Source organism: Ramlibacter aquaticus, assembly GCF_015159745.1.
Classification (GTDB): Bacteria; Pseudomonadota; Gammaproteobacteria; order Burkholderiales; family Burkholderiaceae_C; genus Ramlibacter; species Ramlibacter aquaticus.
The window spans coordinates 44,439-66,167 of record NZ_JADDOJ010000003.1; the positions used below are offsets into that span (position 1 = coordinate 44,439).

Sequence of the window (21,729 nt, forward strand, 5' to 3'; positions counted from 1 at the left end):
CAAGGAGCGCAGCATGGACACCGCCACCGCGGCAGGCATCCTCATCCGCAGCATGGAACCGGACGACGCCGCCGGCGTCTCGGCCCTGATCGGCCTGCCGGGCACCTTCGAGGGCACGCTGCAGCTGCCCGACATGCCCGTGGCCTCGCGCACGGAGCACTTCGCCAAGGTCGACACCCAGGCCTGCAAGCTGGTGGCGGTGCTGGGCGGGCGCATCGTGGGCAGCGCCGGACTGTATGTCGTGGGCGGCCTGCGCCGCGCCCACGTACGCAGCCTGGGCCTGGCACTCGCCGAGGAGGTGCAGGGCCAGGGCCTGGGGCGGCGCATGATGGAACGGCTGCTGGACTGGGCCGACAACTGGGCCCAGGTGCTGCGCATCGAGCTGCACGTGCACGCCGACAACCCGCGCGCGATCGCGCTCTACCGCGCGATGGGCTTCGAGGAGGAAGGCCGCCACAGGGGCTACGCCTTCAAGGGCGGGCGCTACGTGGACGGCCTGTCGATGGCGCGGCTGCATCCCAGCCCGCCGCGCATCGGCTGATCGGTCAGAAGAGCTGGCCGCTGATCCAGTAGGCGATCGCCGCCATGAAGGCGCTGGCCGGGATGGTGAGCACCCAGGCCCAGATGATGTTGCCGGCCACGCCCCAGCGCACGGCGCTGGCGCGCTGCGTCGCGCCCACGCCCACGATGGCGCCCGTGATGGTGTGCGTGGTGGACACCGGCACCCCCAGGGCGGTGGCGATGAACAGCGTCAGCGCACCGCCGGTCTCGGCGCAGAAGCCGCCGACCGGCTTGAGCTTGGTGATCTTCTGGCCCATGGTCTTCACGATGCGCCAGCCGCCGAACAGCGTGCCCAGGCCCATGGCCGTGTAGCAGCCCAGGATCACCCAGGAGGGCGGCGTCTTGTCGCCGGCGGCCACGTGGCCGGTGGCGATGAGCAGCATCCAGATGATGCCGATGGTCTTCTGCGAATCGTTGCCGCCGTGGCCCAGGCTGTAGGCGCCGGCCGAGGCCAGCTGCAGCCGGCGGAACCAGCGGTCGACCTTGGCCGGCGTGGCGCGCCGGAAGATGTTGGCGACCAGCACCATCATCAGCGAGCCCAGGACGAAGCCCAGGGCCGGCGACAGGAAGATGAAGACCACGGTCTTCCAGATGCCGGCGCCGATCAGCGAGCCCGAGCCGGCCTTGGCCATCACCGCGCCGACGATGCCGCCGATGAGCGCGTGCGAGGAACTGCTGGGGATGCCGTAGTACCAGGTGATGACGTTCCAGATGATGGCGCCCACCAGGGCCCCGAACACCACGTGCACGTCCACCACGCCGGGCTCCACGATGCCCTTGCCCACGGTCGCGGCCACGCTGAGGTGGAAGACGGCGATGGCGAGCAGGTTGAAGAAGGCGGCGAAGGCCACCGCGGTGGTGGGCTTGAGCACGCCGGTGGACACCACGGTGGCGATGGAGTTCGCCGCGTCGTGGAAGCCGTTCATGAAGTCGAAGGCCAGGGCCAGGACGACCAGCATGATCACCACCCCCAGGGCGGCCTGTGCGGTATCCATGGCCGGCTCAGGAGTTCTCGAGGACGATGCCCTCGATCACGTTGGCGACGTCCTCGCACTTGTCCGTGATCGTCTCCAGCAGCTCGTAGATGGCCTTGAGCTTGATGACCTCGCGCACGTCGGGCTCCTCGCGGAAGAGCTTGCTCATGGCGGAACGCATCACGCGGTCGGCGTCGGACTCGAGCTTGTCGATCTCCTCGCAGGTCTTGAGCGCCGCCTCGGGCGTGCCCTTCTCGCTCAGCTTGGCCAGCATGCCGACCGCCTCGCGCATGCGCTCGCAGCACTTGACGCTGAGCTCGGTCAGGCGGGAGATCTCCTCGGTCATGTGCCGCACGTCGTACAGCGCCATGGTTTCGGCCGAGTCCTGGATCAGGTCGGCCACGTCGTCCATGGTGTTGATGAGCGTGTGGATCTGCTCGCGGTCGATCGGCGTGATGAAGGTCTTGTGGATCAGCCGGTTGACGTCGTGCGTCACGCGGTCGGCGGCGCGCTCGGCGTTGTCCACGTCGCGGTTGTATTGCTCGCGCAGGTGCGCGTCACCGTAGTTCGCCACCAGCTGCGAGAAGGCACGCGCGGCCTCGACCACACGGTCCGCGTGCTGATTGAACATTTCGAAGAAGTTGCCCTCGCGCGGCAGGAGCTTGCCCAGCAGCATGGGGTCGCCTTTCTTTATATGACAATGGAATGACAGGCGGGAGTGTAACTGCGCCCCCGCCCGGCCCTGCCGCGGGCCAGGCCCACCGTCAGGCGCCGCGGAAGACGAAATACACCGCGCCGACCAGGCACAGGCCGGCCCACAGGAAGTCCAGGCGCGGCGGCTGGTCCAGGTAGATCCAGGCGAAGGGCACGAACACGCACAGCGTGATCACCTCCTGGATGATCTTGAGCTGCGCGACAGTGAGGCCGGCGGACTCGAAACCGATGCGGTTGCCCGGCACCTGCAGCATGTATTCGAAGAGCGCGATGCCCCAGCTCACCAGGGCGGCCACGTACCAGGGGGAGCTGGCCAAGTTCTTGAGGTGGCCGTACCAGGCCATGGTCATGAAGCAGTTGGACGCCACGAGCAGCAGCACGGTCTGCACGGTGAAGGGAATGCCTGAGAGGAAATTCATGGCCCGATTATGGGAAGCGCCGCCCGCGCGCGCAGGCCTGGGGTTGCTGCATGCGGATGGGCTGCTGCTGGTGCTGGACAAGCCGGCGGGCCTGCTGGCCGTGCCCGGCCGCGGCGCGGACAAGCAGGACTGCCTGGCCGCCCGGGTACAGCGCCTGTACCCGGAGGCGCGCATCGTGCACCGGCTGGACATGGCGACCTCGGGCCTGCTGCTGATGGCGCGCGGGCTGATGGCGCAGCGGCAACTGTCGGCCGCCTTCGAGCAGCGCGAGGTGGCCAAGCGCTACCAGGCCGTGGTCGCGGGCCGGCTGGCGACGCCTGCGGACGCGGACGACGAGGGCTGGTCCTGCATCGCGCTGCCGCTGGCGGCCGACTGGCCGCGCCGGCCCATGCAGAAGGTGGACACCACGCACGGACGGCCCAGCCTCACGCGCTGGCGGGTGCTGGGCCACGGGGACGGGACCACGCGGCTGGAGCTCGAGCCCCTGACGGGACGCACCCACCAGCTGCGCGTGCACCTGCAGGCCATCGGCCACCCCATCCTGGGCGATGCGCTGTACGCGCCGCCGCAGGTGCAGGCCGCGGCACCGCGCCTGCTGCTGCATGCCAGTGAACTGGGCGTGGCGCACCCCGGCAGCGGCGAGGCCCTGCGCTGGCGCAGCCCGCCGCCCTTCTAGCGGACGGGCGCGGGCCTCAGCCCTCGGGCGGGCGCGCCACCATCACCTCGTACCAGCGGCCCCAGGCCGCGTCGGTGTCGCGGCGAGCCTGCAGCCAGGTGGCGAGCTCGTGCGAACGCAGCAGCGCCGCGCCGCCCTCGGGCCCCAGGCTCTCGCGGTGGCGCACGAAGGCGCCGCGGGCGACCGCCTCCAGGCCTTCGATGCGCAGGGCCGCGCCCTCCACCAGGGCCAGCTCCTGGGCCCACCAGTTCGTGGATTCCTCGAGGGCCTCAGCCATTGCGGCATTCCTCGCGGCAGCGGTACTGGCGGGCGCCGGCCATGACCACGGGGCGCAGCAGGGAGCGCGGGCGGTGGCGGCCGCACAGGATGCAGCTCATGGTGCCGGACTCGCCCAGGTAGGGGCTGCCGCCCACCTTGCTCTCGTAGCGCAGGCCATCCTGGTGGATGACCGTCTTGAGATCGTCGCGCATGGGTTCTCCTTGGCAGGAGGCCACCGCAGGGCGTTGACGACCGCGCCGCGGGACTCCTGCGGTGCGCTGTCAGGGTCCCGGCGGCTGCGGTGAGCCGAGCATCCGGCCAGGGCACGAAGCAGGCCGTCCAGGAGAAGTGACCCACTATACGCGAGCCGCACGGGCGGTTGGCGCGCGGCCAGCCCTTCAGCGCGGCGCGTCCTGCAGGCCTTCGCGCACGCCGGGGTAGCGCAGCCGCAGCCCCAGTTCCTCGCGCAGCCTGTCGTTGCGCAGGCGGCGCGACTCGGACATGAAGCTCAGCAGCATCAGCGGCAGCGTGGCCTGGGCGGCGTCGCGCGGCACGCGAGGTGGCCGCGGCAGGCCGTACAGGTCGGCCGCCAGGTCGAAGTAGTCGCCCATCTTCAGCTGGCTGTCGTCGCTCGCGTGGTAGACCCGCTGCGGCCGGCCGCGCCAGAGAGCGGCGACCACGGCGCGCGCCAGGTCGTCGGCGTGGATGTGGTTGGTGTAGACGTCGTCCTCGGGCGCGAGCACGGGCGTGCCCTTCTGCAGCCGGTCGCGCGGCGTGCCGCCCACCCGGTCGGGGGCGTAGATGCCGGGGATGCGCAGGATGCTGGCGCGGCTCGCGCCCGCGCGGGCGAAGTGGCGCACGGCGCGCTCGGCATCCACGCGGCGCTGCGCGCGGGGCGTGCGCGGCGCCACCGGCCGCGACTCGGGGACCCAGTCGCCGCCGCAATCGCCGTACACGCCCGAGGTCGAGCCGTAGACCAGCGAGACCGGGCGGCTGCGGCGCAGCAGCACCGCCATCAGGCGCGCGGTGCGCGGGTCGCGCCACCATAGGGCCTGCTCGCCTTCGCCCGGCGGCGGTGCCAGGTGCACGACCCGGGTGGCGATGCCCGCCAGCCGCGCCAGCGTCGCGATGTCGTCCAGGTTGCCGGCCAGGGGCAGCAGGCCGCGCTCGCGCAGCTGCGGCGCGCGCGCCGGGCTGGAGGTGAGGGCGCGCAGGCTGACGCGGCCGCGCAGCTCGCGCGCCACGCGCAGGCCGACGTCGCCACAGCCGACGATGAGGACGCGTTCACGGCGAAAGCGCGCGGGCAGCGCGCCGAGTGGGCTCTGGATTGAAGGCAAAATCGTGGGTTCTTCCGCTAACAGCTCACTAGGATAACGAAATGACGAGTGCCGCAGCCGGCCCCTTCCAGGTCAAGGTGGAACCCAGCGGGCGCAGCTTCAGTGCCGAGGCCGGCGAGGCCATCCTCGCGGCCGCGATCCGCCAGGGCGTGGGCATGCCCTACGGCTGCAAGGACGGCGCCTGCGGCTCCTGCAAGTGCAAGAAGCTGGAAGGCAGCGTCGTCCACGACCCGCACCAGAGCAAGGCGCTGTCGGCCGAGGAGGAGGCCCAGGGCTACATCCTCACCTGCTGCGGCGTGCCCCAGTCCGACCTGGTGCTGGAGTCGCGCCAGGTCACCGACGAGAGCGCCTTCCCCGTCCGCAAGATGCCCTCGCGCGTGCTCTCGCTGGAGAAGGTGTCGCACGACGTGATGCGGGTGCGCCTGCAGCTGCCGGCCAACGACACCATCCGCTACCACGCCGGCCAGTACATCGAATTCATCCTGCGCGACGGCGCGCGCCGCAGCTATTCCATGGCGAACGCGCCGCACACCCTGCTGGCCCCCGTGGCCGGCACCGTGCCGGCGGGCCCCGTGGTCGAGCTGCACATCCGCCACATGCCCGGCGGCAAGTTCACCGACCACGTCTTCACCGCCATGAAGGAGAAGGAGATCCTGCGCTGCGAGGGCCCCTTCGGCAGCTTCTTCCTGCGCGAGGACTCGGCCAAGCCCCTGGTGCTGCTGGCCTCGGGCACCGGCTTCGCCCCCATCAAGGCGCTGATCGAGCACATGCAGTTCAAGGGCATCGCCCGCCCGGCCACGCTGTACTGGGGCGGCCGCCGGCCGGCCGACCTGTACATGGACGACTGGGTGCGGGCCCGCCTGGCCGAGATGCCCCAGCTGCGTTACGTGCCGGTGGTCTCCGACGCGCTGCCCGAGGACAACTGGACCGGGCGCACCGGCTTCGTCCACCGCGCCGTGATGCAGGACTTCCCCGACCTCTCCGGCCACCAGGTCTACGCCTGCGGCGCGCCCATCGTGGTGGAGTCCGCGCGCGCCGAGTACGGCGCCGCCTGCGGGTTGCCGGCCGAGGAGTTCTTCGCCGATTCCTTCACCACCGAAGCCGACAAGCACAGCGCATGACGGACCGCCGCCACTTCCTGCTCACCAGCGCCGCCGGCACGGCCGCGCTCGCCCTGCCCGCCCTGGCCCAGCCGGGCGGCAAGCCGATCCGGCTGGTCGTGCCCTACGCGGCGGGCGGCCCCATCGACGCCACCGCGCGCGTGCTCGCCGAGCATGTCAGGGACACCCTGGGCACGGTGATCGTGGACAACCGGCCCGGCGGCGGCGGCAACATCGGCGCCGACATGGTCGCCAAGGCGGCCCCGGACGGCAGCACCCTGGGCATCGCGGCCGTGGCCACGCATGCGATCAACCCCTGGCTGTTCCCCCGCATGCCCTACGACGCGCTGCGCGACTTCACGCCCATCACGCAGATGGTGCGGGTGCCCAACGTGCTGGTGATGAACGCCGAGACCGCGGCCCGCCTGAAGATCCACAGCCTGGCCGACCTGATCGCCTATGCCAAGGCCCACCCGGGCAAGCTCAACTACGGCAGCGGCGGCAACGGCAGCGCCGGCCACCTGGCGGGCGAGATGTTCAAGCAGGGCGCCGGCATCTTCGCCGTGCACATCCCCTACAACGGCGGCAACCCGGCCCAGCTGGCGCTGCTGTCGGGCCAGGTCGACTTCAACTTCGACAACCTGGCCACCGCCGCCCCCAACATCCGGGCCGGCAAGCTCAAGGCCCTGGCCGTCACCACGCTGCGCCGCTCGCCGGCCCTGCCGGACGTGCCGCCGGTCGCCGACACCCTGCCCGGCTTCGCGATCGACACCTGGTGGGGCCTGGTGGGCCCGGCGGGCATGGCGCCGGAGCTGGTGCACAAGCTGAACGCGGCCTTCACCGCCGCGCTGCGCGCGCCCGAGGCCCAGGCCCGCTTCGCCGCCCTGCTGGCCGAGCCGGTGCCCAGCACCCCGCAGGAGTTCGGGGCCTTCATGAAGGCCGAACTGGCCAAGTACCAGCGCGTGGTGAAGCTGTCCGGCGCCAAGGTCGACTGAATCCCGGCCGTCCTACAGGCCCCGTGGGACCCGTCCTACGCGACAAATCCCGTACGGCTCTGTACAGTGGCTCTTCAACCACCGGGAGCAGGTCATGGGCGTGGGACGTTCGATGGGGCTGGTTCTGGCATCCTTCCTGGGCATGGCCACGGGCGCCGCGCACGCGCAGGCCGCCCCCGGCTCCGGCCTGGCCCCCGGGCGCTACCTGGGCCTGAGCCTGGGCACCGACCGTTTCGGCGTCGCCTGCGACCAGAGCACCCAGCTGCTGTGCACCCGTGACGACCGCGCGGCGCGCCTGACCGCCGGCACCGACCTGGGCAAGCACTGGGGCGCCGAATTCTCCTGGGTGGACATGGGCCGCGTGCCCCGGCTGGGCGGCGAGACGCACGCCCAGGGGCTCAACTTCAGCGTGGTGGGACGGGCACGGCTGGCGTCCTCGGTCGGCGTGTTCGGCCGCCTGGGCACCACCTACGGCCGCACCGACAGCAGCGTCATGGGCGCCGCGCCGGCAGGCAACGCCGAAACCGGCTTCGGCCTGGCCTGGGGCGGCGGCGTGAGCTACGACATCACACCGCGCCTGTCGGCCACCCTGGAGATGGACAGCCAGGACTTCCGCTTCCCCGGCGGCTCGCGCGACCCGGTGCGCTCGACCAGCCTGGGGCTGCGCCTGCGCTACTGAAGCCGCGCAGGCACGGGGAGGCCGCGCCGGCGCGGGGGCCTCACTCGCCCAGGTAGGCGGCGCGCACCTTGGGGTCGTCCAGCATCTGACGGGCCTCGCCGCTCATGGTGATCATGCCGGAGTCCATCACGTAGCCGCGGTCGGCGATGGCCAGCGCGCGGCTCGCGTTCTGCTCGACCAGCAGCACCGTCACGCCCTGGGCGTAGACGTCCTTCACCACCTCGAAGATCTTGTCCACCATGATGGGCGACAGGCCCATGGAAGGCTCGTCCATCAGCAGCACCTTGGGCCGGCTCATGAGCGCGCGGCCCATGGCCAGCATCTGCTGCTCGCCGCCGGACATGGTGCCGGCGAGCTGGTCGCGGCGCTCCTTCAGGCGCGGGAAGATGGTGAAGACCTTGTCGATGTCCTGGGCGATGCCGGCCGTGTCCTTGCGGATGTGCGCGCCCATCTGCAGGTTCTCGGTGATGGTCATGCGCGTGAACACGCCACGGCCTTCCGGCACCATGGCCAGGCCCTGCTTGACCAGGTCCCAGGGGCCGCGGCCGCGGATGCTCTGGCCCAGGTACTCGATGTCGCCGGCGTTGATCGGCAGCAGGCCGGTGATGGCCTTCATGGTGGTGGTCTTGCCGGCGCCGTTGGAGCCGATCAGGGTGACCAGCTCGCCCTCGCGGACCTCGAAGTCCACGCCCTTGACGGCCTGGATGCCGCCATAGGCGACCTTCAGGCCCTTCACCTTCAGCAGCGTCTGGCTCATGCTGCGTCTCCCTCGCCCTTGGCGGGCGCGTTCGTGTGGCTGTGGCCCAGGTAGGCCTCGATCACCTTCTCGTTGCGCTGCACGTCGTAGGGCGTGCCCTCGGCGATCAGCTTGCCGTAGTCGAGCACGGTGACGCGGTCGCACAGGCCCATCACCAGCTTCACGTCGTGCTCGATCAACAGGATGGTGCGGTTGTCCTTGCGGATGCGGTCGATCAGCTCGCGCAGCATCACCTTCTCGGTGGCGTTCATGCCGGCGGCCGGCTCGTCCAGCGCGATCAGCTGCGGGTCGGTCGCCAGGGCGCGGGCGATCTCCAGGCGGCGCTGGTCGCCGTAGGACAGGGTGCGGGCCTTGTAGTCGGCGTACTTGGCGATGCCCACGTACTCGAGCAGTTCGCGGGCGCGCTCGGTGATCTGCCGCTCTTCCTCCTTGAAGCCGCCGGTGCGGAAGATCGCGCCCAGCAGCCCGGAGTGGGTGCGCACGTGGCGGCCCACCATCACGTTCTCCAGGGCGGTCATCTCGGCGAAGAGGCGGATGTTCTGGAAGGTGCGTGCGATGCCGGCGCGGGCGACCTCGTGCACCGCCGTCGGCTGGTAGGGCTTGCCGGCCAGCTCGAAGCTGCCCGAATCGGGCGTGTACAGGCCGGTGATGACGTTGAAGAAGGTGGTCTTGCCGGCGCCGTTGGGGCCGATCAGGCCGTAGACCTGGCCGCGCTCGATGGTGAGCCCGACGTCGGAGAGGGCCTGCAGGCCGCCGAATCGCTTGGAGATGCCCGCGACCTTGAGGACGATGTCTGCCATGGTGTGCGTCCTTCCTTCAGCGCGCCTGCTGCAGGGACTTGCCGTGCTCACGCGTGGGCCACAGGCCGCGCGGGCGCAGCAGCATGACGATGATCATGGCCAGGGCGATCAGCAGCTGGCGCAGGATGGCGGCGTCCAGGCGGCCGTCGGTGATGGACTGCAGGTCGAACTGGCCGGAGACCCAGCGCAGCACCTCGGGCAGGGCCGACAGCAGCACCGCGCCCAGGATCACGCCCGGCAGGTGGCCGATGCCGCCCAGCACCACCATGGCGACGATCATCACCGACTCCATCAGGCTGAAGGACTCGGGCGAGACGAAGCCCTGGAAGGCCGCGAACATCGCGCCCGACACGCCGCCGAAGGTGGCGCCCATGCCGAAGGCCAGCAGCTTCATGTTGCGGGTGTTGATGCCCATGGCCTTGGCGGCGATCTCGTCCTCGCGGATGGCCATCCAGGCGCGGCCGATGCGGGAGACCTCCAGCCGGTGGCAGATCAGCACCGAGGCCAGCACCAGCAGCAGGAACAGGAAGTAGTAGTTGGTGACCGCGTTGATGGTGAAGCCGAAGAGCTCGTGCGGCTTGCCCAGGTTGAGGTTGAACACGTGGAAGGAATCGATCTGGCCGATGCCCTTGGGGCCGTTGGTGAGGTTCACCGGCGCGTCCAGGTTGTTCATGAACACGCGGATGATCTCGCCGAAGCCCAGGGTGACGATGGCCAGGTAGTCGCCACGCAGCTTCAGCGTGGGCGCGCCCAGCAGGATGCCGAAGAGGCCGGCCAGCGCCGCCGCAGCCGGGATCACGATCCACAGCGGCAGGTGCAGCCCGTCGGGGAAGTAGGCCGCGATCCAGGGGAAGTTGTCGGTCAGGTGCGGCGAGGCCAGCAGCGCGTACATGTAGGCGCCGATGGCGAAGAAGGCCACGTAGCCCAGGTCCAGCAGGCCGGCGAAGCCCACCACGATGTTCAGGCCCAGCGCGAGCAGCACGTACAGCAGCGCGAAGTCGGCGATGCGCACCCAGAAGTTGCCGGCGTCCTGCAGCAGCAGCGGCAGCACGACGAGGGCCACGGCGCCAGCGGCGTAGGCCAGGATCTTTTTCTGCTTGTCCATGGTGGGTTCCTCAGGCGCGGTCGGCCACGCGCTCGCCCAGCAGGCCGGAGGGGCGCAGCGTGAGCATGATGATCAGCACGATGAAGGCGAAGATGTCGGCATAGTTGCTGCCCAGCACGCCACCGGTGAGCGCGCCGATGTAGCCCGAGCCGATGGACTCGATCAGCCCCAGCAGCAGGCCGCCGACCACCGCGCCGGCGAGGTTGCCGATGCCGCCGAACACCGCGGCGGTGAAGGCCTTGAGGCCGGGCAGGAAGCCCATGGTGTGCTGCACCGTGCCGTAGTTGGAGGCGTACATCACGCCGGCGATGGTGGCCAGCACCGCGCCGATGACGAAGGTGGCGGAGATGACCGTGTCGGGCTTCACGCCCATGAGCGCGGCCACGCGCGGGTTCTCGGCGGTGGCCCGCATGGCGCGTCCCAGCCGGGTGTAGTTCACCAGGTACATCAGCGTGGCCAGCGAGACCGCGGTGAAGCCCAGGATCATGATCTGCGTGGCGGTGATCACCGCGCCGCCGACCTGGTAGGGCACCGCGGGCAGCAGCGTCGGGTAAGCCTTGTAGTTCGGCTTGAAGATGATCATCGCCAGCGTCTGCAGCAGGATGGACATGCCGATCGCGGTGATCAGGGGCGCGAGCTTCGGGCTGTTGCGCAGCGGCCGGTAGGCGACCTTCTCGATGACGAAGTTCAGGGTCGCGGCGACCACGCAGGACAGCACCAGCGAGATGGCCAGCACCAGCCAGCCGGGCAGGCCGGGCATCGCCTCCTGCATCTTGGTGATGATCGCCCAGCTGGTGAGCGCGCCCACCATCAGCACCTCGCCATGGGCGAAGTTGATCAGGTTGATGATGCCGTACACCATGGTGTAGCCCAGGGCCACCAAGGCATACATGCTGCCCAGGACCAGACCGTTGATGATCTGTTGCAGCAGAATTTCCATAAGGTCTCTCGCTCCGTGTTCTTGTGGAACATCCAACTAGCAAAAAACCCGCCAGTGAGTACTTCGGCGGGTTTAGCGCCCGGGATTGTAGCCAAGCGTAGCGGGGGCTCTGCCGGGGGGGTCGCCGGGTTTACCCGCGCGCACGGGCATTCGAGCCCGGCCATTAGCCCAGCTTATGACCTGACCTGTTCGTTCAGGCGACGCAATTCGCGCAGGCGTTCGGCGATGCGGATTTCCAGGCCGCGTTCCACCGGGCGGTAGAAGCCGGGCGCGGCCATGCCCTCGGGCAGGTAGCGCTCGCCCGCGGCGAAGCCGCCCTCCTCGTCGTGCGCGTAGCGGTAGCCCTTGCCGTAGTCGAGGTCCTTCATGAGGCGGGTGGGCGCGTTGCGCAGGTGCATGGGCACGGGCCGGGTGCCGTCCTTCTTCACGAAGGCGCGGGCCTCGTTGTAGGCGGCGTACACGGCGTTCGACTTGGGCGCGATGGCCAGGTAGACCGTGCACTCGGCCAGCGCGAGTTCGCCCTCGGGCGAGCCCAGCCGCTCGTAGACCTCGCTCGCGTCCAGCGCCAGGCGCAGCGCGCGTGGGTCGGCCAGGCCGATGTCCTCGGCGGCCATGCGCACCAGGCGGCGCGCCATGTAGCGCGGGTCGGCGCCGCCGTCGAGCATGCGCACCAGCCAGTAGAGCGCGGCGTCGGGGTCCGAGCCGCGCACCGACTTGTGCAGCGCGCTGATGGTGTCGTAGAACTGCTCGCCGCCCTTGTCGTAGCGGCGCATGCGCTCGCCCAGCACCTTGAGCAGCCAGGCGTCGGTGATCGTCGCCACCTGCTCCTTCTCGGCGGCGACGCCCAGGGTCTCCAGCGTGTTGAGCAGGCGGCGCGCATCGCCGTCGGCGTAGGCCACCAGCCGCTCCAGGGCCGCCGCCTCCAGGGGCGGCACCCCGCCCACCGCCTCGGCGCGGGCGGCGATCTGGCGCAGGTCCTCTTCCGACAGCGGCTGCAGCACGTAGACCGCGGCCCGCGAGAGCAGCGCCGAGTTCACCTCGAAGGACGGGTTCTCGGTGGTCGCGCCGATGAAGGTGAAGAGGCCGGACTCCACGTGCGGCAGGAAGGCGTCCTGCTGGCTCTTGTTGAAGCGGTGCACCTCGTCGACGAAGACGATGGTGCGGCGCCCGCCGCCGGCGGCGCGCTCCAGCGGCGTGCCCAGCGCGGCCTGCGCCTGCTCCACCGCCTCGCGGATGTCCTTCACGCCGCCCAGCACCGCGCTGATGGTGATGAACTGCGCGTCGAAGGCGTCCGCCATGAGGCGGGCGATGGTGGTCTTGCCCGTGCCCGGCGGTCCCCAGAGGATGCAGCTGTGCGGTCGCCCCGACTCGAAGGCGATGCGCAGCGGCATGCCCTCGCCAAGAAGGTGCTGCTGGCCGATCACGTCGCCCAGGCTGCGCGGGCGCAGCCGCTCCGCCAGCGGGACGTGCGCGCCGCTCACTGGCGCAGCACCGCGGCGCCCTGCGGCGGCTTGAACTGGAAGCGGGCCGCGGGCACGCCGGCGTTCAGCGCCATGTGCTCGAAGCTGAGCACGGAGCGCTGGCCGAAGCTGTCGTCGATCTCCAGCTGCGCGAGCGCATCGCCCTTGAAGCCGGCGCGCAGGGCGCGCAGCTGGCCGTCGCTGGCGCGCGGGGTGGCGCGCACCCAGTCCAGCCCGTCCTTGCTGCCGTCGTCGCTGAGCTCGAAGTCGCGCTTGAGCGTGGCCAGGTCGGCGGCGGAGGCGATCAGCGCGGCGGGCGTGGAGCCCAGCACCGCGGCCTGCTTGCGGGCGGTGACCTGGTTCAGGTCGGCGTCGTAGAGCCACAGCGTCTCGCCGTCGGCCACGATGCTCTGCTCGAAGGGCTTGCGGTAGTCGAAACGGAAGCGGTTGGGGCGGGAGAACTCGAAGCTGCCGCTGGAGGTCTTGGGGCGCTGGGCCTGGCCGTTGCGCGGGGGCGGCGTCACCACCTGGGTGAACTCGGCGTGGCCGGACTTCGCGGTCTTGACGAAGGCCTCGAGGCTGGACAGGCCGTCGGCGTGCGCCGCCAGCGCGAAGGCGCCCAGAAGCAGCGCCGCCAGGCACGTGGGAATGCGTTTCATGCGGCTATTCTGGCACCGCGGGCGCGGCCGTGGCGCCGCCTCACTCGTTGCGGCTGGGCACCAGGATCTCGCGCTGCCCCTGGCCGTTCATGGCGCTCACCAGGCCGGCGTTCTCCATGTCCTCGACCAGGCGCGCGGCGCGGTTGTAGCCGATCTTCAGGTGCCGCTGGACCAGCGAGATGCTGGCCTTGCGGTTCTTCAGCACCACCTCCACGGCCTGGTCGTACATGGGGTCCTTCTCGCCGGAGGGCCCGCCCTCGCCGGCCGGGCCGCCCTCGTCGTCCACGGTGCCGCCCTCCAGCACGCCCTCGATGTAGTTGGGCTCGCCGCCCTGCTCCTTCAGGTAGGCGACCACGCGGTGCACCTCCTCGTCGGTGACGAAGGCGCCGTGCACGCGCACCGGGAAGCCCGTGCCGCTGGCCATGTAGAGCATGTCGCCCATGCCCAGCAGGGCCTCGGCGCCCATCTGGTCGAGGATGGTGCGGCTGTCGATCTTGCTGGAGACCTGGAAGGCGATGCGGGTCGGGATGTTGGCCTTGATGAGGCCGGTGATCACGTCCACGCTGGGCCGCTGCGTCGCCAGGATGAGGTGGATGCCGGCCGCACGCGCCTTCTGCGCCAGGCGGGCGATCAGCTCCTCGATCTTCTTGCCCACCACCATCATCAGGTCGGCCAGCTCGTCGATCACCACCACGATGTGGGGCAGCCGGTCCAGCGGCTCGGGCTGCTCGGGCGTGAGGCTGAAGGGGTTGTAGATGAACTCGCCCCGGACCTTGGCCTCGTCGATCTTGTGGTTGTAGCCGGCCAGGTTGCGCACGCCCAGCTTGCTCATCAGCTTGTAGCGCCGCTCCATCTCGGCCACGCACCAGTTCAGGCCGTTCGCGGCCTGGCGCATGTCGGTCACCACCGGCGCCAGCAGGTGCGGGATGCCCTCGTAGACCGACATCTCCAGCATCTTGGGGTCGATCATCAGCAGGCGCACGTCGCGCGCCTCGGCCTTGTAGAGCAGCGACAGGATCATCGCGTTGATGCCCACCGACTTGCCCGAGCCGGTGGTGCCGGCCACCAGCACGTGCGGCATCTTGGCCAGGTCGGCGACCACCGGGTTGCCGATGATGTCCTTGCCCAGGCCGATGGTCAGCATGGACTTGGCCTCGTTGTAGACCTGCGAGCCCAGGATCTCGGACAGCCGGATCGACTGCCGCTTGGCGTTGGGCAGCTCCAGCGCCATGTAGTTCTTGCCGGGGATGGTCTCGATCACGCGGATGGAGACCAGCGAGAGCGAGCGCGCCAGGTCCTTGGCGAGGTTGACGACCTGCGAGCCCTTCACGCCGGTGGCCGGCTCGATCTCGTAGCGCGTGATCACCGGGCCCGGCTGGGCCAGCACCACCCGCACCTCGACGCCGAAATCCTTCAGCTTCTTCTCGATCAGGCGGCTGGTCATCTCCAGCGTCTCGGGCGGCACGGTTTCCTGGCGCACCTGGGCGCCGTCCAGCAGGTCGACCTGCGGCAGCTTGGAATCGGGCAGCTCCTTGAAGAGCGGCTTCTGGCGCTCCTTGGCCACGCGTTCGCTGCGCGGCACCTCGGCCAGGGTGGGCTCGATCAGCACCGGCGCCGGGTGGTGCTCGGCGATCTCGATGCGTTCCTCGACCACCACCTCCTCGCGCTCGCGGGCGGCGGCCTGGCCCAGCGCGATGTCCTGCGCGGCCTCGCGCTTCTCGCGGCGGGATTCGAAGAAGGCGTCGATGCGCGCGCCCAGGCGTTCGGCGGCCTGGCCCCAGGAGAAGCGGAAGACCAGCGAGGCGCTGACCACCGCGATCGCGACGGCCAGCAGCCCGGCGCCGTTGAAGCCCAGCCAGCGCACCGAGGCCGGCCCCACCAGCCAGCCCAGCGCACCGCCGGCATGGTCGGGCAGGTGGCCCTCGAAGCGGTACAGGCGCGCCCATTCGAGCGCGCAGCTCGCGGCCAGCAGCAGCAGCAGCCCGAGCCAGAAGGCGGTGCGGCTGTTCAGGAAGCCGGGCTCTCGGGCCGGCAGGTCGGCGCGCATCCAGTGCGCCAGCGCCGTCAGCCAGGCGCGCACGCCGGCGGCCACGCACCACCAGGCCGAGTAGCCGAGCACGAAGTAGCTGGCGTCGGCCAGCCAGGCGCCCAGGCGGCCGCCCCAGTTGCGCGGCGCGAGGCCTGCGCCAGAGGTGGAGAAGGCGGCGTCCTGCTGGGAGTAGCTCAGCAGGGCCAGCATCCAGAACACCAGGGCGGCGGCGCCGAGCACCAGCGCGAATTCCTGGGCATAGCGGGCGGCGCCCTGGCGCGGCGCAGAAGCGCCCCGTGCCGGGGCCGCGTCGGAGAGGGTGTGGAGCGAATACGTCATGCGCCCGCGGAGCTTACCCCAGCGCGCACCGCGCTCCCAGCGGAAAAGCGGGCCGTCAGCCCAGGGTGGAGAGGCGGTCCTTGATCAGCATGGAGCCGTCCTCGCGGGTCTCGATGAAGCCGCGGTCCTCCAGGTCCTTCATGACCCGGCTGACCATCTCGCGCGAAGCGCCCACCATCTTGGCGATGTCCTGGCGCGAGATGCGCTCGCGGATGGCCAGCGCGCCCTCGCGGTCGGGCTGGGCGAACTCGAGCAGGGCGCGCGCCACGCGGCCGTACACGTCCATCAGGGCCAGCGATTCGATCTTTCGGTCGGCGGCGCGCAGGCGCTGCACCAGCCCCTTCATGATGGCGTAGGCCATGGAGCTGTTCTCGGGCAGGCAGCGCGCGAACTCGGCGCGGCCCAGGGCCAGCATGTCGGTCTGGATCTCGGCGCGCACCGTGGCGGAGTGGGCCTCGTTGTCGATCAGGCTCATCTCGCCGATGTAGTCGCCGGGGCTGAGCGTGGCCAGGATGACTTCGCGCCCGCGCTTGTCGGCGGTGACCACGCGCACCCGGCCGGTCAGGATGATGAACAGGGTGTTGGACTTCTCGCCCTGCTCCACCACCGTCTCGCCTCGCTTGAACCGCCGCTTGCTCACCGCGTCGGCGACGGATTCGGCCTGTGACTGCGTGAGCAGCGCGAACAGCGGAACTCGCCGGATCAGCTCAAGGTTGGAGAGCATGGACATCGTTGTTGGATTCCTTACTGCGGCAGCCCGGCCATGGCTTCTTACAATCAAGGCCATAGAACCGGGCAGGCGATGCGGCCGCCTGACCGGGTTGATACTTCACTCCCAAGCCGCCAAATGTACACCGAGCTGTGGTGTTTTCTCCACAGCCGAAAGCACCATGTCCACCGTCCAACACGCCAAAGTCCTCATCCTCGGTTCCGGCCCCGCCGGCTACACCGCCGCGGTCTACGCCGCCCGCGCCAACCTGCAGCCGCTGCTGATCACGGGCATCGCCCAGGGCGGCCAGCTCATGACCACCACCGAGGTGGACAACTGGCCGGCCGACGTGAACGGCGTGCAGGGGCCGGAGCTGATGCAGCGCTTCCTGGCGCATGCGGAACGCTTCAAGACCCAGATCGTGTTCGACCACATCGGCTCGGTCGATTTCAGCCAGCGCCCGTTCCGGCTCAAGGGCGACAGCGGCGAGTACACCTGCGACTCGCTGATCATCGCCACCGGCGCCTCGGCGCGTTACCTGGGGCTGCCCTCCGAGACGGCCTTCATGGGCAAGGGCGTGTCGGCCTGCGCGACCTGCGACGGCTTCTTCTACCGCGGCCAGACCACCTGCGTGATCGGCGGCGGCAACACCGCCGTCGAGGAGGCGCTGTACCTGTCGAACATCGCCTCCAAGGTCTACCTGGTGCACCGCCGCGACAAGTTCCGCGCCGAGCCCATCCTGATCGACAAGGTGATGGAGCGCGTCAAGGAGGGCAAGATCGAGCTCAAGCTCTTCAAGACCCTGGACGAGGTGCTGGGAGACGCCACGGGCGTGACCGGCATCCGCCTGAAGGACACCAACGACGGCAGCACCGAGGACCTGGCGCTGCAGGGCTGCTTCATCGCCATCGGCCACTCGCCCAACACCGAGATCTTCAAGGGCCAGCTGGAGATGAAGGACGGCTACATCATCACGCGCGGCGGCCTGAACGGTTTCGCCACCATGACCAGCATCCCGGGCGTCTTCGCGGCCGGCGACGTGCAGGACCATGTGTACCGGCAGGCGATCACCTCGGCGGGAACGGGGTGCATGGCGGCGCTGGATGCGCAGCGGTTCCTGGAGCAGCAGGGCTGAGGGCCCTTTTCGCCGGCGGGGATGCCCTGCCGGCGGCGCTGCCTTGCAGGCGGCTGGTGCCTCCAAGCCAGCCAGGCTATAATCGCAGGCTTGGCCCTGAAATCCAGGGCAACCATGGGTTACCGCCACCCTTCTGGCGAGGTGAGGCTCCCACGTCAGTGGCGGCCGTTTGTAGAAATCTGGAGTGCTTCCATGGCACGCGTCTGCGACGTCACGGGCAAGGGCCCGATGGTCGGGAACAACGTTTCCCACGCCAACAACAAAACCAAGCGCCGGTTCATGCCGAACCTGCAATACCGCCGTTTCTGGGTCGAGACCGAGAACCGCTGGGTCCGCCTTCGCGTGTCGAGCGCGGCCCTGCGCCTGATCGACAAGAACGGCATCGACAGCGTGCTGGCGGACCTGCGTGCCCGCGGCCAGGCCTAATCAAGGAGCACCGACATGGCTAGCAAAGGCGGACGCGAAAAGATCAAGCTGGAATCCACTGCGGGTACCGGCCACTTCTACACCACCAGCAAGAACAAGAAGACGATGCCTGAAAAGATGTCGATCATGAAGTTCGACCCCAAGGCTCGCAAGCACGTCGAGTACAAGGAAATGAAGCTGAAGTAATTCAGCCTGCTTCCCACGAACAAAGCCCCGCGTCGCGGGGCTTTTTCTTTGGCGGGGTCACGAGCGCCACCGGCAAGCGCTGGCCGCAGGCAAGAGCGCCAGCCGTCGGCGACACCGCTCGCCGACGACCATGGAGCGCCAGACAACGGCGAAACCCCTCGCCGACGCCCATGAAAAAAGCCCCGCACAGCGGGGCTTTTTCGAAGGAGCGGGACGCCTTCGTCAGGCGCGCGCGGCCCGCAGGCGCAGCGAGATCTGCTGCAGCTGGGCGATGCCGCTTTCTTCGGCGCGGCGGCACCAGCCCTGCAGGTCGGCGGCCAGTTGCTCGCGGCTGTGCGAGGTGTTCATCCACATCTGGCGCAGCTCTTCGCGCATGGTGACCATCTTGTCCAGCACCGGGTGCTGGGCACGGGCCTGCGCCAGCTGAGGCACGGCCTCGGCCGGCACGCGGTCGGCGTCACGCGGCAGCCAGCGCTTGGCGGCCTTGAGCAGGGACAGGTCGGCGGGCTTGCCCTGCACCTTCTCGATCTCGGCCTTGCAGGCACGGCGCAGTTCGCGCGCATAGCCGGCCATCACCTCGTAGCGGTTGGCGATGAGCGCCTCCAGCGTCTTCTCGTCGGCCACGGGCTGCACCTCGCCCAGGCGCAGCTTGGGCGGCACCTTGCGCACCTTGGCCCAGCCCAGGCGCTCGAACATGCGGATGTACATCCAGCCGATGTCGAACTCGTACTTCTTGACCGAGAACTTGGCCGAGGTCGGGTAGGTGTGGTGGTTGTTGTGCAGCTCTTCGCCGCCGATGATGATGCCCCAGGGCGACACGTTGGTGCTCGCGTCCGGCGCCTCGAAGTTGCGGTAGCCCCAGTAGTGGCCGATGCCGTTGATGATGCCGGCCGCGGTGATCGGGATCCACAGCATCTGCACCGCCCACACCGTGGCGCCCAGCGCGCCGAAGAGCGCCAGGTCGAGGATGAGCATCAGGCCCACGCCCTGCCACGAGTAGCGGGTGTACAGGTTGCGCTCGATCCAGTCGTTGGGCGTGCCGTGGCCGAATTTGGCCATGGTGTCCTGGTTCTTGGCCTCGGCGCGGTACAGCTCGGCGCCACGCCACAGCACGGTCTCGATGCCGCGCGTCTGCGGGCTGTGCGGATCGTCCGGCGTCTCGCACTTGGCGTGGTGCTTGCGGTGGATCGCGACCCACTCCTTGGTGACCATGCCCGTGCCCAGCCACAGCCAGAAGCGGAAGAAGTGCGAGGGAATGGGGCCCAGGTCCATCGCACGGTGCGCCTGGGTGCGGTGCAGGAAGATCGTGACGGCCGCGATGGTGATGTGGGTGGTCACCAGGGTGTAGAGCACGACCTGCCACCAGCTCAGGTGCCAGAGGCCGTTGGCCAGCCAGGTCACCGCGGCGTCCAGCACAGGCCAGTCAGGAAGCATCATCAGGAAATATCTCTCTTTTCCAATTGCAGAACGGCCGGGACGAGACTCGCCCCAGCCAAACACTGATTTTAGGGCGGGGCCCGTGAAAACCAGCTGTGTTTAAGCACAGCCCAGGCCTTTTCCCTTGATTCGCATCAATTTTTCACCCAGGCGGCGGCGAAAAACCCGTCCGTCGCGTGCCGGTGCGGCCACAGGCGCAGGTACAGCCCGCCCTCCCCGCTGCACAGCGAGGCCGCGTCCTGGACCTTGAGCTGCTCCAGGATCTCCTGCGCAGCCAGGGGCCTGAAGTCCGGGTGCGCGGCCGTGAAGGCCTGGGCGATGGCCTCGTTCTCCTCCGGCATCAGGCTGCAGGTGGCGTAGACCAGACGGCCGCCCGGCTTGGGCAGGCGGGCCGCGCTGGCCAGGATGGCGGCCTGCTTGGCCGTCATCTCGGCCACGGCCTGCGGCGACTGGCGCCACTTCAGGTCGGGGTTGCGGCGCAGGGTGCCCAGGCCCGAGCAGGGCGCGTCCACGATCACGCGGTCGATCTTGCCGGCCAGGCGCTTGATGCGCTCGTCGCGCTCGTGCGCGATGGCCGCGGGGTGCACGTTGGAGAGCTGGCTGCGGGCCAGGCGCGGCTTGAGCGCCTCCAGCCGGTGGGCCGAGGTGTCGAAGGCATAAAGCCGGCCGGTGCTGCGCATGGCCGCGCCGATCGCCAGGGTCTTGCCGCCGGCGCCGGCGCAGAAGTCCACCACCATTTCGCCGCGCTTGGCGTCCAGCAGCAGGGCCAGCAGCTGGGAGCCCTCGTCCTGCACCTCGATGGCGCCGCGGGTGAACACATCCAGCTTCGTCAGCGCCGGCTTGTCGGCCAGGCGCAGGCCCCAGGGCGAATAGGGCGTGGGCGTGGCCGCGATGCCGGCGGCGGCCAGTTCCTTGCGCACCTCCTCGCGCTTGGCGACCTGGGTGTTCACGCGCAGGTCCAGGGGCGCGGTGCGCAGCAGGCTCTCGGCCAGCGGCCAGAACTGCTCGCCCAGCTGCTCGCGCAGCGGCTGCACCAGCCACTCCGGCAGGTTGTGGCGGTGCCGCTCCAGCAGGTCCTGCGGGCGGACGGCGTCGCACTGGTCCAGCCAGGCCTTTTCGGTGTCGGACAGCGCGGCCTTGAGGAAGTCGCGCGGGCCCTCGAAGCCCAGGATGGCCAGGCGGCGCGCCCGGGGCCCGCTGCCCGACGGGGCGAAATGCTCGAACTGCAGCTTGCGGCGCAGCACGTTGTAGACCGTCTCGGCCAGGGTGGCACGTTCGCGCGGGCCCAGCGAGCGGTGCTCGCGGAAGAAGCGGGAGACCACCGCGTCGGCGGGGTGCTCGAAGCGCAGGACCTGCCCGACCAGTTCGGTGCAGGCGTCCAGCAGGGCTTTGGGATGCATGGGGTCAGCCTTCCGTGGCCAGCAGGCCGGCGATGGCCCGCGGATAGATCAGGTGTTCCTGGCTGAGCACGCGCTCGGCCAGGGTCTCGGGGGTGTCGGCGGGCAGGATGGGCACCACCGCCTGCGCCAGGATGGGCCCGTGGTCCAGGTCGGCCGTCACCCGGTGCACCGTGGCGCCGGCGAAGCGGCAGCCGGCCTCGATGGCCCGGCGGTGGGTGTCCAGGCCGGGAAAGGCCGGCAGCAGGGAGGGGTGCACGTTGACCATGCGGCCGGCGAAACGGGCCACGAAGCCGTCGCCCAGGATGCGCATGAACCCGGCCATGGCGACCAGCCAGGGCTGGTGGCGCTCGATCTCCTGCGCCAGCCGGGCGTCGAAGGCCTCACGGCTGGGCTGCTCCCGGTGGTCCACCACCACGGTGGGGATGCCCTCGGCCCGGGCCAGGGCCAGGCCGGCCGCGTCCGGCCGGTTGCTGATGACCGCCGCGACCTGCGCGCCGTACCGTTCCCGCCATCGGCCGTCACGAGCGGCACGCACGATCGCAGCCATGTTGCTGCCGCCGCCCGAAATCAGGATGACAATGTTCTTCATTCGGGCCGGATTATCCCAGCCGCGTCCTGGCCCCCTCCGGCCGGG

General features: G+C 69.8%; 25 protein-coding genes. 8 read left to right on the forward strand and 17 right to left on the reverse strand.

Translation table 11 applies throughout. The annotated features are described in order from the left end of the window. The first annotated feature begins 13 nt into the window (after nt 1-13). The gene (locus IM725_RS01405) at nt 14-541 is read left to right on the forward strand and encodes a GNAT family N-acetyltransferase (protein WP_193778777.1); all 528 of its coding nucleotides are present in this window, start codon (nt 14-16) and stop codon (nt 539-541) included. 4 nt (nt 542-545) lie between these two features. Here IM725_RS01405 and IM725_RS01410 read toward each other — a convergent pair whose 3' ends face one another. The 3 genes from IM725_RS01410 to IM725_RS01420 all read right to left on the reverse strand — a co-directional run bounded on the left by IM725_RS01410 (nt 546) and on the right by IM725_RS01420 (nt 2,668). Beyond that, complete coding sequence (locus IM725_RS01410) at nt 546-1,556, reverse strand: inorganic phosphate transporter (RefSeq protein ID WP_193778778.1); 1,011 nt, start codon at nt 1,554-1,556, stop codon at nt 546-548. A 7-nt stretch (nt 1,557-1,563) separates the two neighbouring features. Next, nucleotides 1,564-2,211, reverse strand: coding sequence for a DUF47 domain-containing protein (locus tag IM725_RS01415; RefSeq protein WP_193778779.1), 648 nt, complete (start codon nt 2,209-2,211; stop codon nt 1,564-1,566). 88 nt (nt 2,212-2,299) lie between these two features. After that, a complete protein-coding gene (locus tag IM725_RS01420) occupies nt 2,300-2,668 on the reverse strand; it encodes a DMT family protein (RefSeq protein ID WP_193778780.1) in 369 nt (122 codons plus the stop codon). Between IM725_RS01420 and IM725_RS01425 the strand changes: the two genes are divergently transcribed. Then, complete coding sequence (locus IM725_RS01425) at nt 2,667-3,344, forward strand: RluA family pseudouridine synthase (RefSeq protein WP_193778781.1); 678 nt, start codon at nt 2,667-2,669, stop codon at nt 3,342-3,344. The two genes, IM725_RS01420 and IM725_RS01425, sit on opposite strands and share 2 nt — an antisense overlap. A 16-nt stretch (nt 3,345-3,360) precedes the next feature. Here the strand turns inward: IM725_RS01425 and IM725_RS01430 are convergent, their stop codons facing one another. The 3 genes from IM725_RS01430 to IM725_RS01440 form a co-directional block, all read right to left on the reverse strand. Beyond that, nucleotides 3,361-3,621, reverse strand: a complete 261-nt coding sequence (locus tag IM725_RS01430; protein WP_193778782.1) for a hypothetical protein — start codon at nt 3,619-3,621, stop codon at nt 3,361-3,363. After that, a complete protein-coding gene (locus IM725_RS01435; protein WP_193778783.1) occupies nt 3,614-3,814 on the reverse strand; it encodes a hypothetical protein in 201 nt (66 codons plus the stop codon). Before IM725_RS01435 ends, IM725_RS01430 begins: the two co-directional genes overlap by 8 nt. A 186-nt stretch (nt 3,815-4,000) precedes the next feature. After that, a complete protein-coding gene (locus tag IM725_RS01440; RefSeq protein WP_193778784.1) occupies nt 4,001-4,939 on the reverse strand; it encodes an SDR family oxidoreductase in 939 nt (312 codons plus the stop codon). 41 nt (nt 4,940-4,980) lie between these two features. Between IM725_RS01440 and IM725_RS01445 the strand changes: the two genes are divergently transcribed. The 3 genes from IM725_RS01445 to IM725_RS01455 all read left to right on the forward strand — a co-directional run bounded on the left by IM725_RS01445 (nt 4,981) and on the right by IM725_RS01455 (nt 7,713). Continuing rightward, nucleotides 4,981-6,060, forward strand: coding sequence for a CDP-6-deoxy-delta-3,4-glucoseen reductase (locus IM725_RS01445; RefSeq protein WP_193778785.1), 1,080 nt, complete (start codon nt 4,981-4,983; stop codon nt 6,058-6,060). Next, nucleotides 6,057-7,034: a Bug family tripartite tricarboxylate transporter substrate binding protein gene (locus IM725_RS01450; RefSeq protein WP_193778786.1), complete on the forward strand. Its 978-nt coding sequence runs from the start codon at nt 6,057-6,059 to the stop codon at nt 7,032-7,034. Before IM725_RS01445 ends, IM725_RS01450 begins: the two co-directional genes overlap by 4 nt. A gap of 94 nt (nt 7,035-7,128) precedes the next feature. Further along, nucleotides 7,129-7,713, forward strand: a complete 585-nt coding sequence (locus IM725_RS01455) for an outer membrane beta-barrel protein (RefSeq protein ID WP_193778787.1) — start codon at nt 7,129-7,131, stop codon at nt 7,711-7,713. A 40-nt stretch (nt 7,714-7,753) separates the two neighbouring features. Here IM725_RS01455 and IM725_RS01460 read toward each other — a convergent pair whose 3' ends face one another. The 8 genes from IM725_RS01460 to IM725_RS01495 form a co-directional block, all read right to left on the reverse strand. Next, on the reverse strand, nt 7,754-8,470 hold the full coding sequence (locus tag IM725_RS01460; RefSeq protein WP_193778788.1) for an ABC transporter ATP-binding protein: 717 nt from the start codon (nt 8,468-8,470) through the stop codon (nt 7,754-7,756). After that, complete coding sequence (locus IM725_RS01465; protein ID WP_193778789.1) at nt 8,467-9,270, reverse strand: ABC transporter ATP-binding protein; 804 nt, start codon at nt 9,268-9,270, stop codon at nt 8,467-8,469. Before IM725_RS01465 ends, IM725_RS01460 begins: the two co-directional genes overlap by 4 nt. A 16-nt stretch (nt 9,271-9,286) precedes the next feature. Further along, nucleotides 9,287-10,375 carry an ABC transporter permease subunit gene (locus IM725_RS01470; protein ID WP_193778790.1) on the reverse strand — a complete coding sequence of 363 codons (1,089 nt, stop codon included), beginning with the start codon at nt 10,373-10,375 and terminating at the stop codon, nt 9,287-9,289. A 10-nt stretch (nt 10,376-10,385) separates the two neighbouring features. After that, a complete protein-coding gene (locus IM725_RS01475; protein WP_193778791.1) occupies nt 10,386-11,315 on the reverse strand; it encodes a branched-chain amino acid ABC transporter permease in 930 nt (309 codons plus the stop codon). Nucleotides 11,316-11,488: 173 nt separating this feature from the next. After that, complete coding sequence (locus IM725_RS01480; RefSeq protein ID WP_193778792.1) at nt 11,489-12,796, reverse strand: replication-associated recombination protein A; 1,308 nt, start codon at nt 12,794-12,796, stop codon at nt 11,489-11,491. After that, entirely contained in the window at nt 12,793-13,434 is a 642-nt protein-coding gene (lolA, locus tag IM725_RS01485) for an outer membrane lipoprotein chaperone LolA (protein ID WP_193778793.1), read from the reverse strand. The genes IM725_RS01480 and lolA overlap by 4 nt, the downstream gene beginning before the upstream one ends. Before the next feature lie 40 nt (nt 13,435-13,474). After that, nucleotides 13,475-15,802 (reverse strand): DNA translocase FtsK, encoded by a 2,328-nt coding sequence (locus tag IM725_RS01490; protein ID WP_193778794.1) that lies wholly within the window; start codon nt 15,800-15,802, stop codon nt 13,475-13,477. A 55-nt stretch (nt 15,803-15,857) separates the two neighbouring features. Then, nucleotides 15,858-16,532, reverse strand: a complete 675-nt coding sequence (locus tag IM725_RS01495) for a Crp/Fnr family transcriptional regulator (RefSeq protein ID WP_193778795.1) — start codon at nt 16,530-16,532, stop codon at nt 15,858-15,860. Nucleotides 16,533-16,692: 160 nt separating this feature from the next. On the opposite strand from IM725_RS01495, the gene trxB reads away from it, so the two are divergent. The 3 genes from trxB (at nt 16,693) to rpmG (ending at nt 18,258) form a co-directional block, all read left to right on the forward strand. Beyond that, entirely contained in the window at nt 16,693-17,646 is a 954-nt protein-coding gene (gene trxB, locus IM725_RS01500) for a thioredoxin-disulfide reductase (RefSeq protein WP_193778796.1), read from the forward strand. Between the two features lie 192 nt (nt 17,647-17,838). Next, nucleotides 17,839-18,072, forward strand: a complete 234-nt coding sequence (rpmB, locus tag IM725_RS01505; RefSeq protein WP_193778838.1) for a 50S ribosomal protein L28 — start codon at nt 17,839-17,841, stop codon at nt 18,070-18,072. A 15-nt stretch (nt 18,073-18,087) separates the two neighbouring features. Further along, nucleotides 18,088-18,258: a 50S ribosomal protein L33 gene (gene rpmG, locus IM725_RS01510; RefSeq protein ID WP_193778797.1), complete on the forward strand. Its 171-nt coding sequence runs from the start codon at nt 18,088-18,090 to the stop codon at nt 18,256-18,258. 222 nt (nt 18,259-18,480) lie between these two features. Here the strand turns inward: rpmG and IM725_RS01515 are convergent, their stop codons facing one another. The 3 genes from IM725_RS01515 to purN form a co-directional block, all read right to left on the reverse strand. Continuing rightward, nucleotides 18,481-19,695 (reverse strand): DesA family fatty acid desaturase, encoded by a 1,215-nt coding sequence (locus IM725_RS01515; protein ID WP_193778798.1) that lies wholly within the window; start codon nt 19,693-19,695, stop codon nt 18,481-18,483. Nucleotides 19,696-19,829: 134 nt separating this feature from the next. Then, on the reverse strand, nt 19,830-21,095 hold the full coding sequence (locus IM725_RS01520; RefSeq protein ID WP_193778799.1) for an RsmB/NOP family class I SAM-dependent RNA methyltransferase: 1,266 nt from the start codon (nt 21,093-21,095) through the stop codon (nt 19,830-19,832). Nucleotides 21,096-21,099: 4 nt separating this feature from the next. Beyond that, the gene (gene purN, locus IM725_RS01525) at nt 21,100-21,684 is read right to left on the reverse strand and encodes a phosphoribosylglycinamide formyltransferase (RefSeq protein WP_193778800.1); all 585 of its coding nucleotides are present in this window, start codon (nt 21,682-21,684) and stop codon (nt 21,100-21,102) included. Between the last annotated feature and the right edge of the window lie 45 nt (nt 21,685-21,729).

What these genes read in the sequence shown, in the direction of transcription:
- IM725_RS01425 (WP_193778781.1), top strand. Translation starts at nt 2,667, where the DNA reads ATGGCCCGATTATGGGAAGCGCCGCCCGCGCGCGCAGGCCTGGGGTTG.
- rpmG (WP_193778797.1), top strand. Translation starts at nt 18,088, where the DNA reads ATGGCTAGCAAAGGCGGACGCGAAAAGATCAAGCTGGAATCCACTGCG.
- IM725_RS01420 (WP_193778780.1), bottom strand. Translation starts at nt 2,668, where the DNA reads ATGAATTTCCTCTCAGGCATTCCCTTCACCGTGCAGACCGTGCTGCTG.
- trxB (WP_193778796.1), top strand. Translation starts at nt 16,693, where the DNA reads ATGTCCACCGTCCAACACGCCAAAGTCCTCATCCTCGGTTCCGGCCCC.
- rpmB (WP_193778838.1), top strand. Translation starts at nt 17,839, where the DNA reads ATGGCACGCGTCTGCGACGTCACGGGCAAGGGCCCGATGGTCGGGAAC.
- IM725_RS01455 (WP_193778787.1), top strand. Translation starts at nt 7,129, where the DNA reads ATGGGCGTGGGACGTTCGATGGGGCTGGTTCTGGCATCCTTCCTGGGC.
- purN (WP_193778800.1), bottom strand. Translation starts at nt 21,684, where the DNA reads ATGAAGAACATTGTCATCCTGATTTCGGGCGGCGGCAGCAACATGGCT.
- IM725_RS01445 (WP_193778785.1), top strand. Translation starts at nt 4,981, where the DNA reads ATGACGAGTGCCGCAGCCGGCCCCTTCCAGGTCAAGGTGGAACCCAGC.
- IM725_RS01430 (WP_193778782.1), bottom strand. Translation starts at nt 3,621, where the DNA reads ATGGCTGAGGCCCTCGAGGAATCCACGAACTGGTGGGCCCAGGAGCTG.
- IM725_RS01415 (WP_193778779.1), bottom strand. Translation starts at nt 2,211, where the DNA reads ATGCTGCTGGGCAAGCTCCTGCCGCGCGAGGGCAACTTCTTCGAAATG.
- IM725_RS01515 (WP_193778798.1), bottom strand. Translation starts at nt 19,695, where the DNA reads ATGATGCTTCCTGACTGGCCTGTGCTGGACGCCGCGGTGACCTGGCTG.
- IM725_RS01490 (WP_193778794.1), bottom strand. Translation starts at nt 15,802, where the DNA reads ATGACGTATTCGCTCCACACCCTCTCCGACGCGGCCCCGGCACGGGGC.
- IM725_RS01495 (WP_193778795.1), bottom strand. Translation starts at nt 16,532, where the DNA reads ATGTCCATGCTCTCCAACCTTGAGCTGATCCGGCGAGTTCCGCTGTTC.
- IM725_RS01460 (WP_193778788.1), bottom strand. Translation starts at nt 8,470, where the DNA reads ATGAGCCAGACGCTGCTGAAGGTGAAGGGCCTGAAGGTCGCCTATGGC.
- IM725_RS01475 (WP_193778791.1), bottom strand. Translation starts at nt 11,315, where the DNA reads ATGGAAATTCTGCTGCAACAGATCATCAACGGTCTGGTCCTGGGCAGC.
- IM725_RS01450 (WP_193778786.1), top strand. Translation starts at nt 6,057, where the DNA reads ATGACGGACCGCCGCCACTTCCTGCTCACCAGCGCCGCCGGCACGGCC.
- IM725_RS01435 (WP_193778783.1), bottom strand. Translation starts at nt 3,814, where the DNA reads ATGCGCGACGATCTCAAGACGGTCATCCACCAGGATGGCCTGCGCTAC.
- IM725_RS01520 (WP_193778799.1), bottom strand. Translation starts at nt 21,095, where the DNA reads ATGCATCCCAAAGCCCTGCTGGACGCCTGCACCGAACTGGTCGGGCAG.
- IM725_RS01470 (WP_193778790.1), bottom strand. Translation starts at nt 10,375, where the DNA reads ATGGACAAGCAGAAAAAGATCCTGGCCTACGCCGCTGGCGCCGTGGCC.
- lolA (WP_193778793.1), bottom strand. Translation starts at nt 13,434, where the DNA reads ATGAAACGCATTCCCACGTGCCTGGCGGCGCTGCTTCTGGGCGCCTTC.
- IM725_RS01410 (WP_193778778.1), bottom strand. Translation starts at nt 1,556, where the DNA reads ATGGATACCGCACAGGCCGCCCTGGGGGTGGTGATCATGCTGGTCGTC.
- IM725_RS01465 (WP_193778789.1), bottom strand. Translation starts at nt 9,270, where the DNA reads ATGGCAGACATCGTCCTCAAGGTCGCGGGCATCTCCAAGCGATTCGGC.
- IM725_RS01405 (WP_193778777.1), top strand. Translation starts at nt 14, where the DNA reads ATGGACACCGCCACCGCGGCAGGCATCCTCATCCGCAGCATGGAACCG.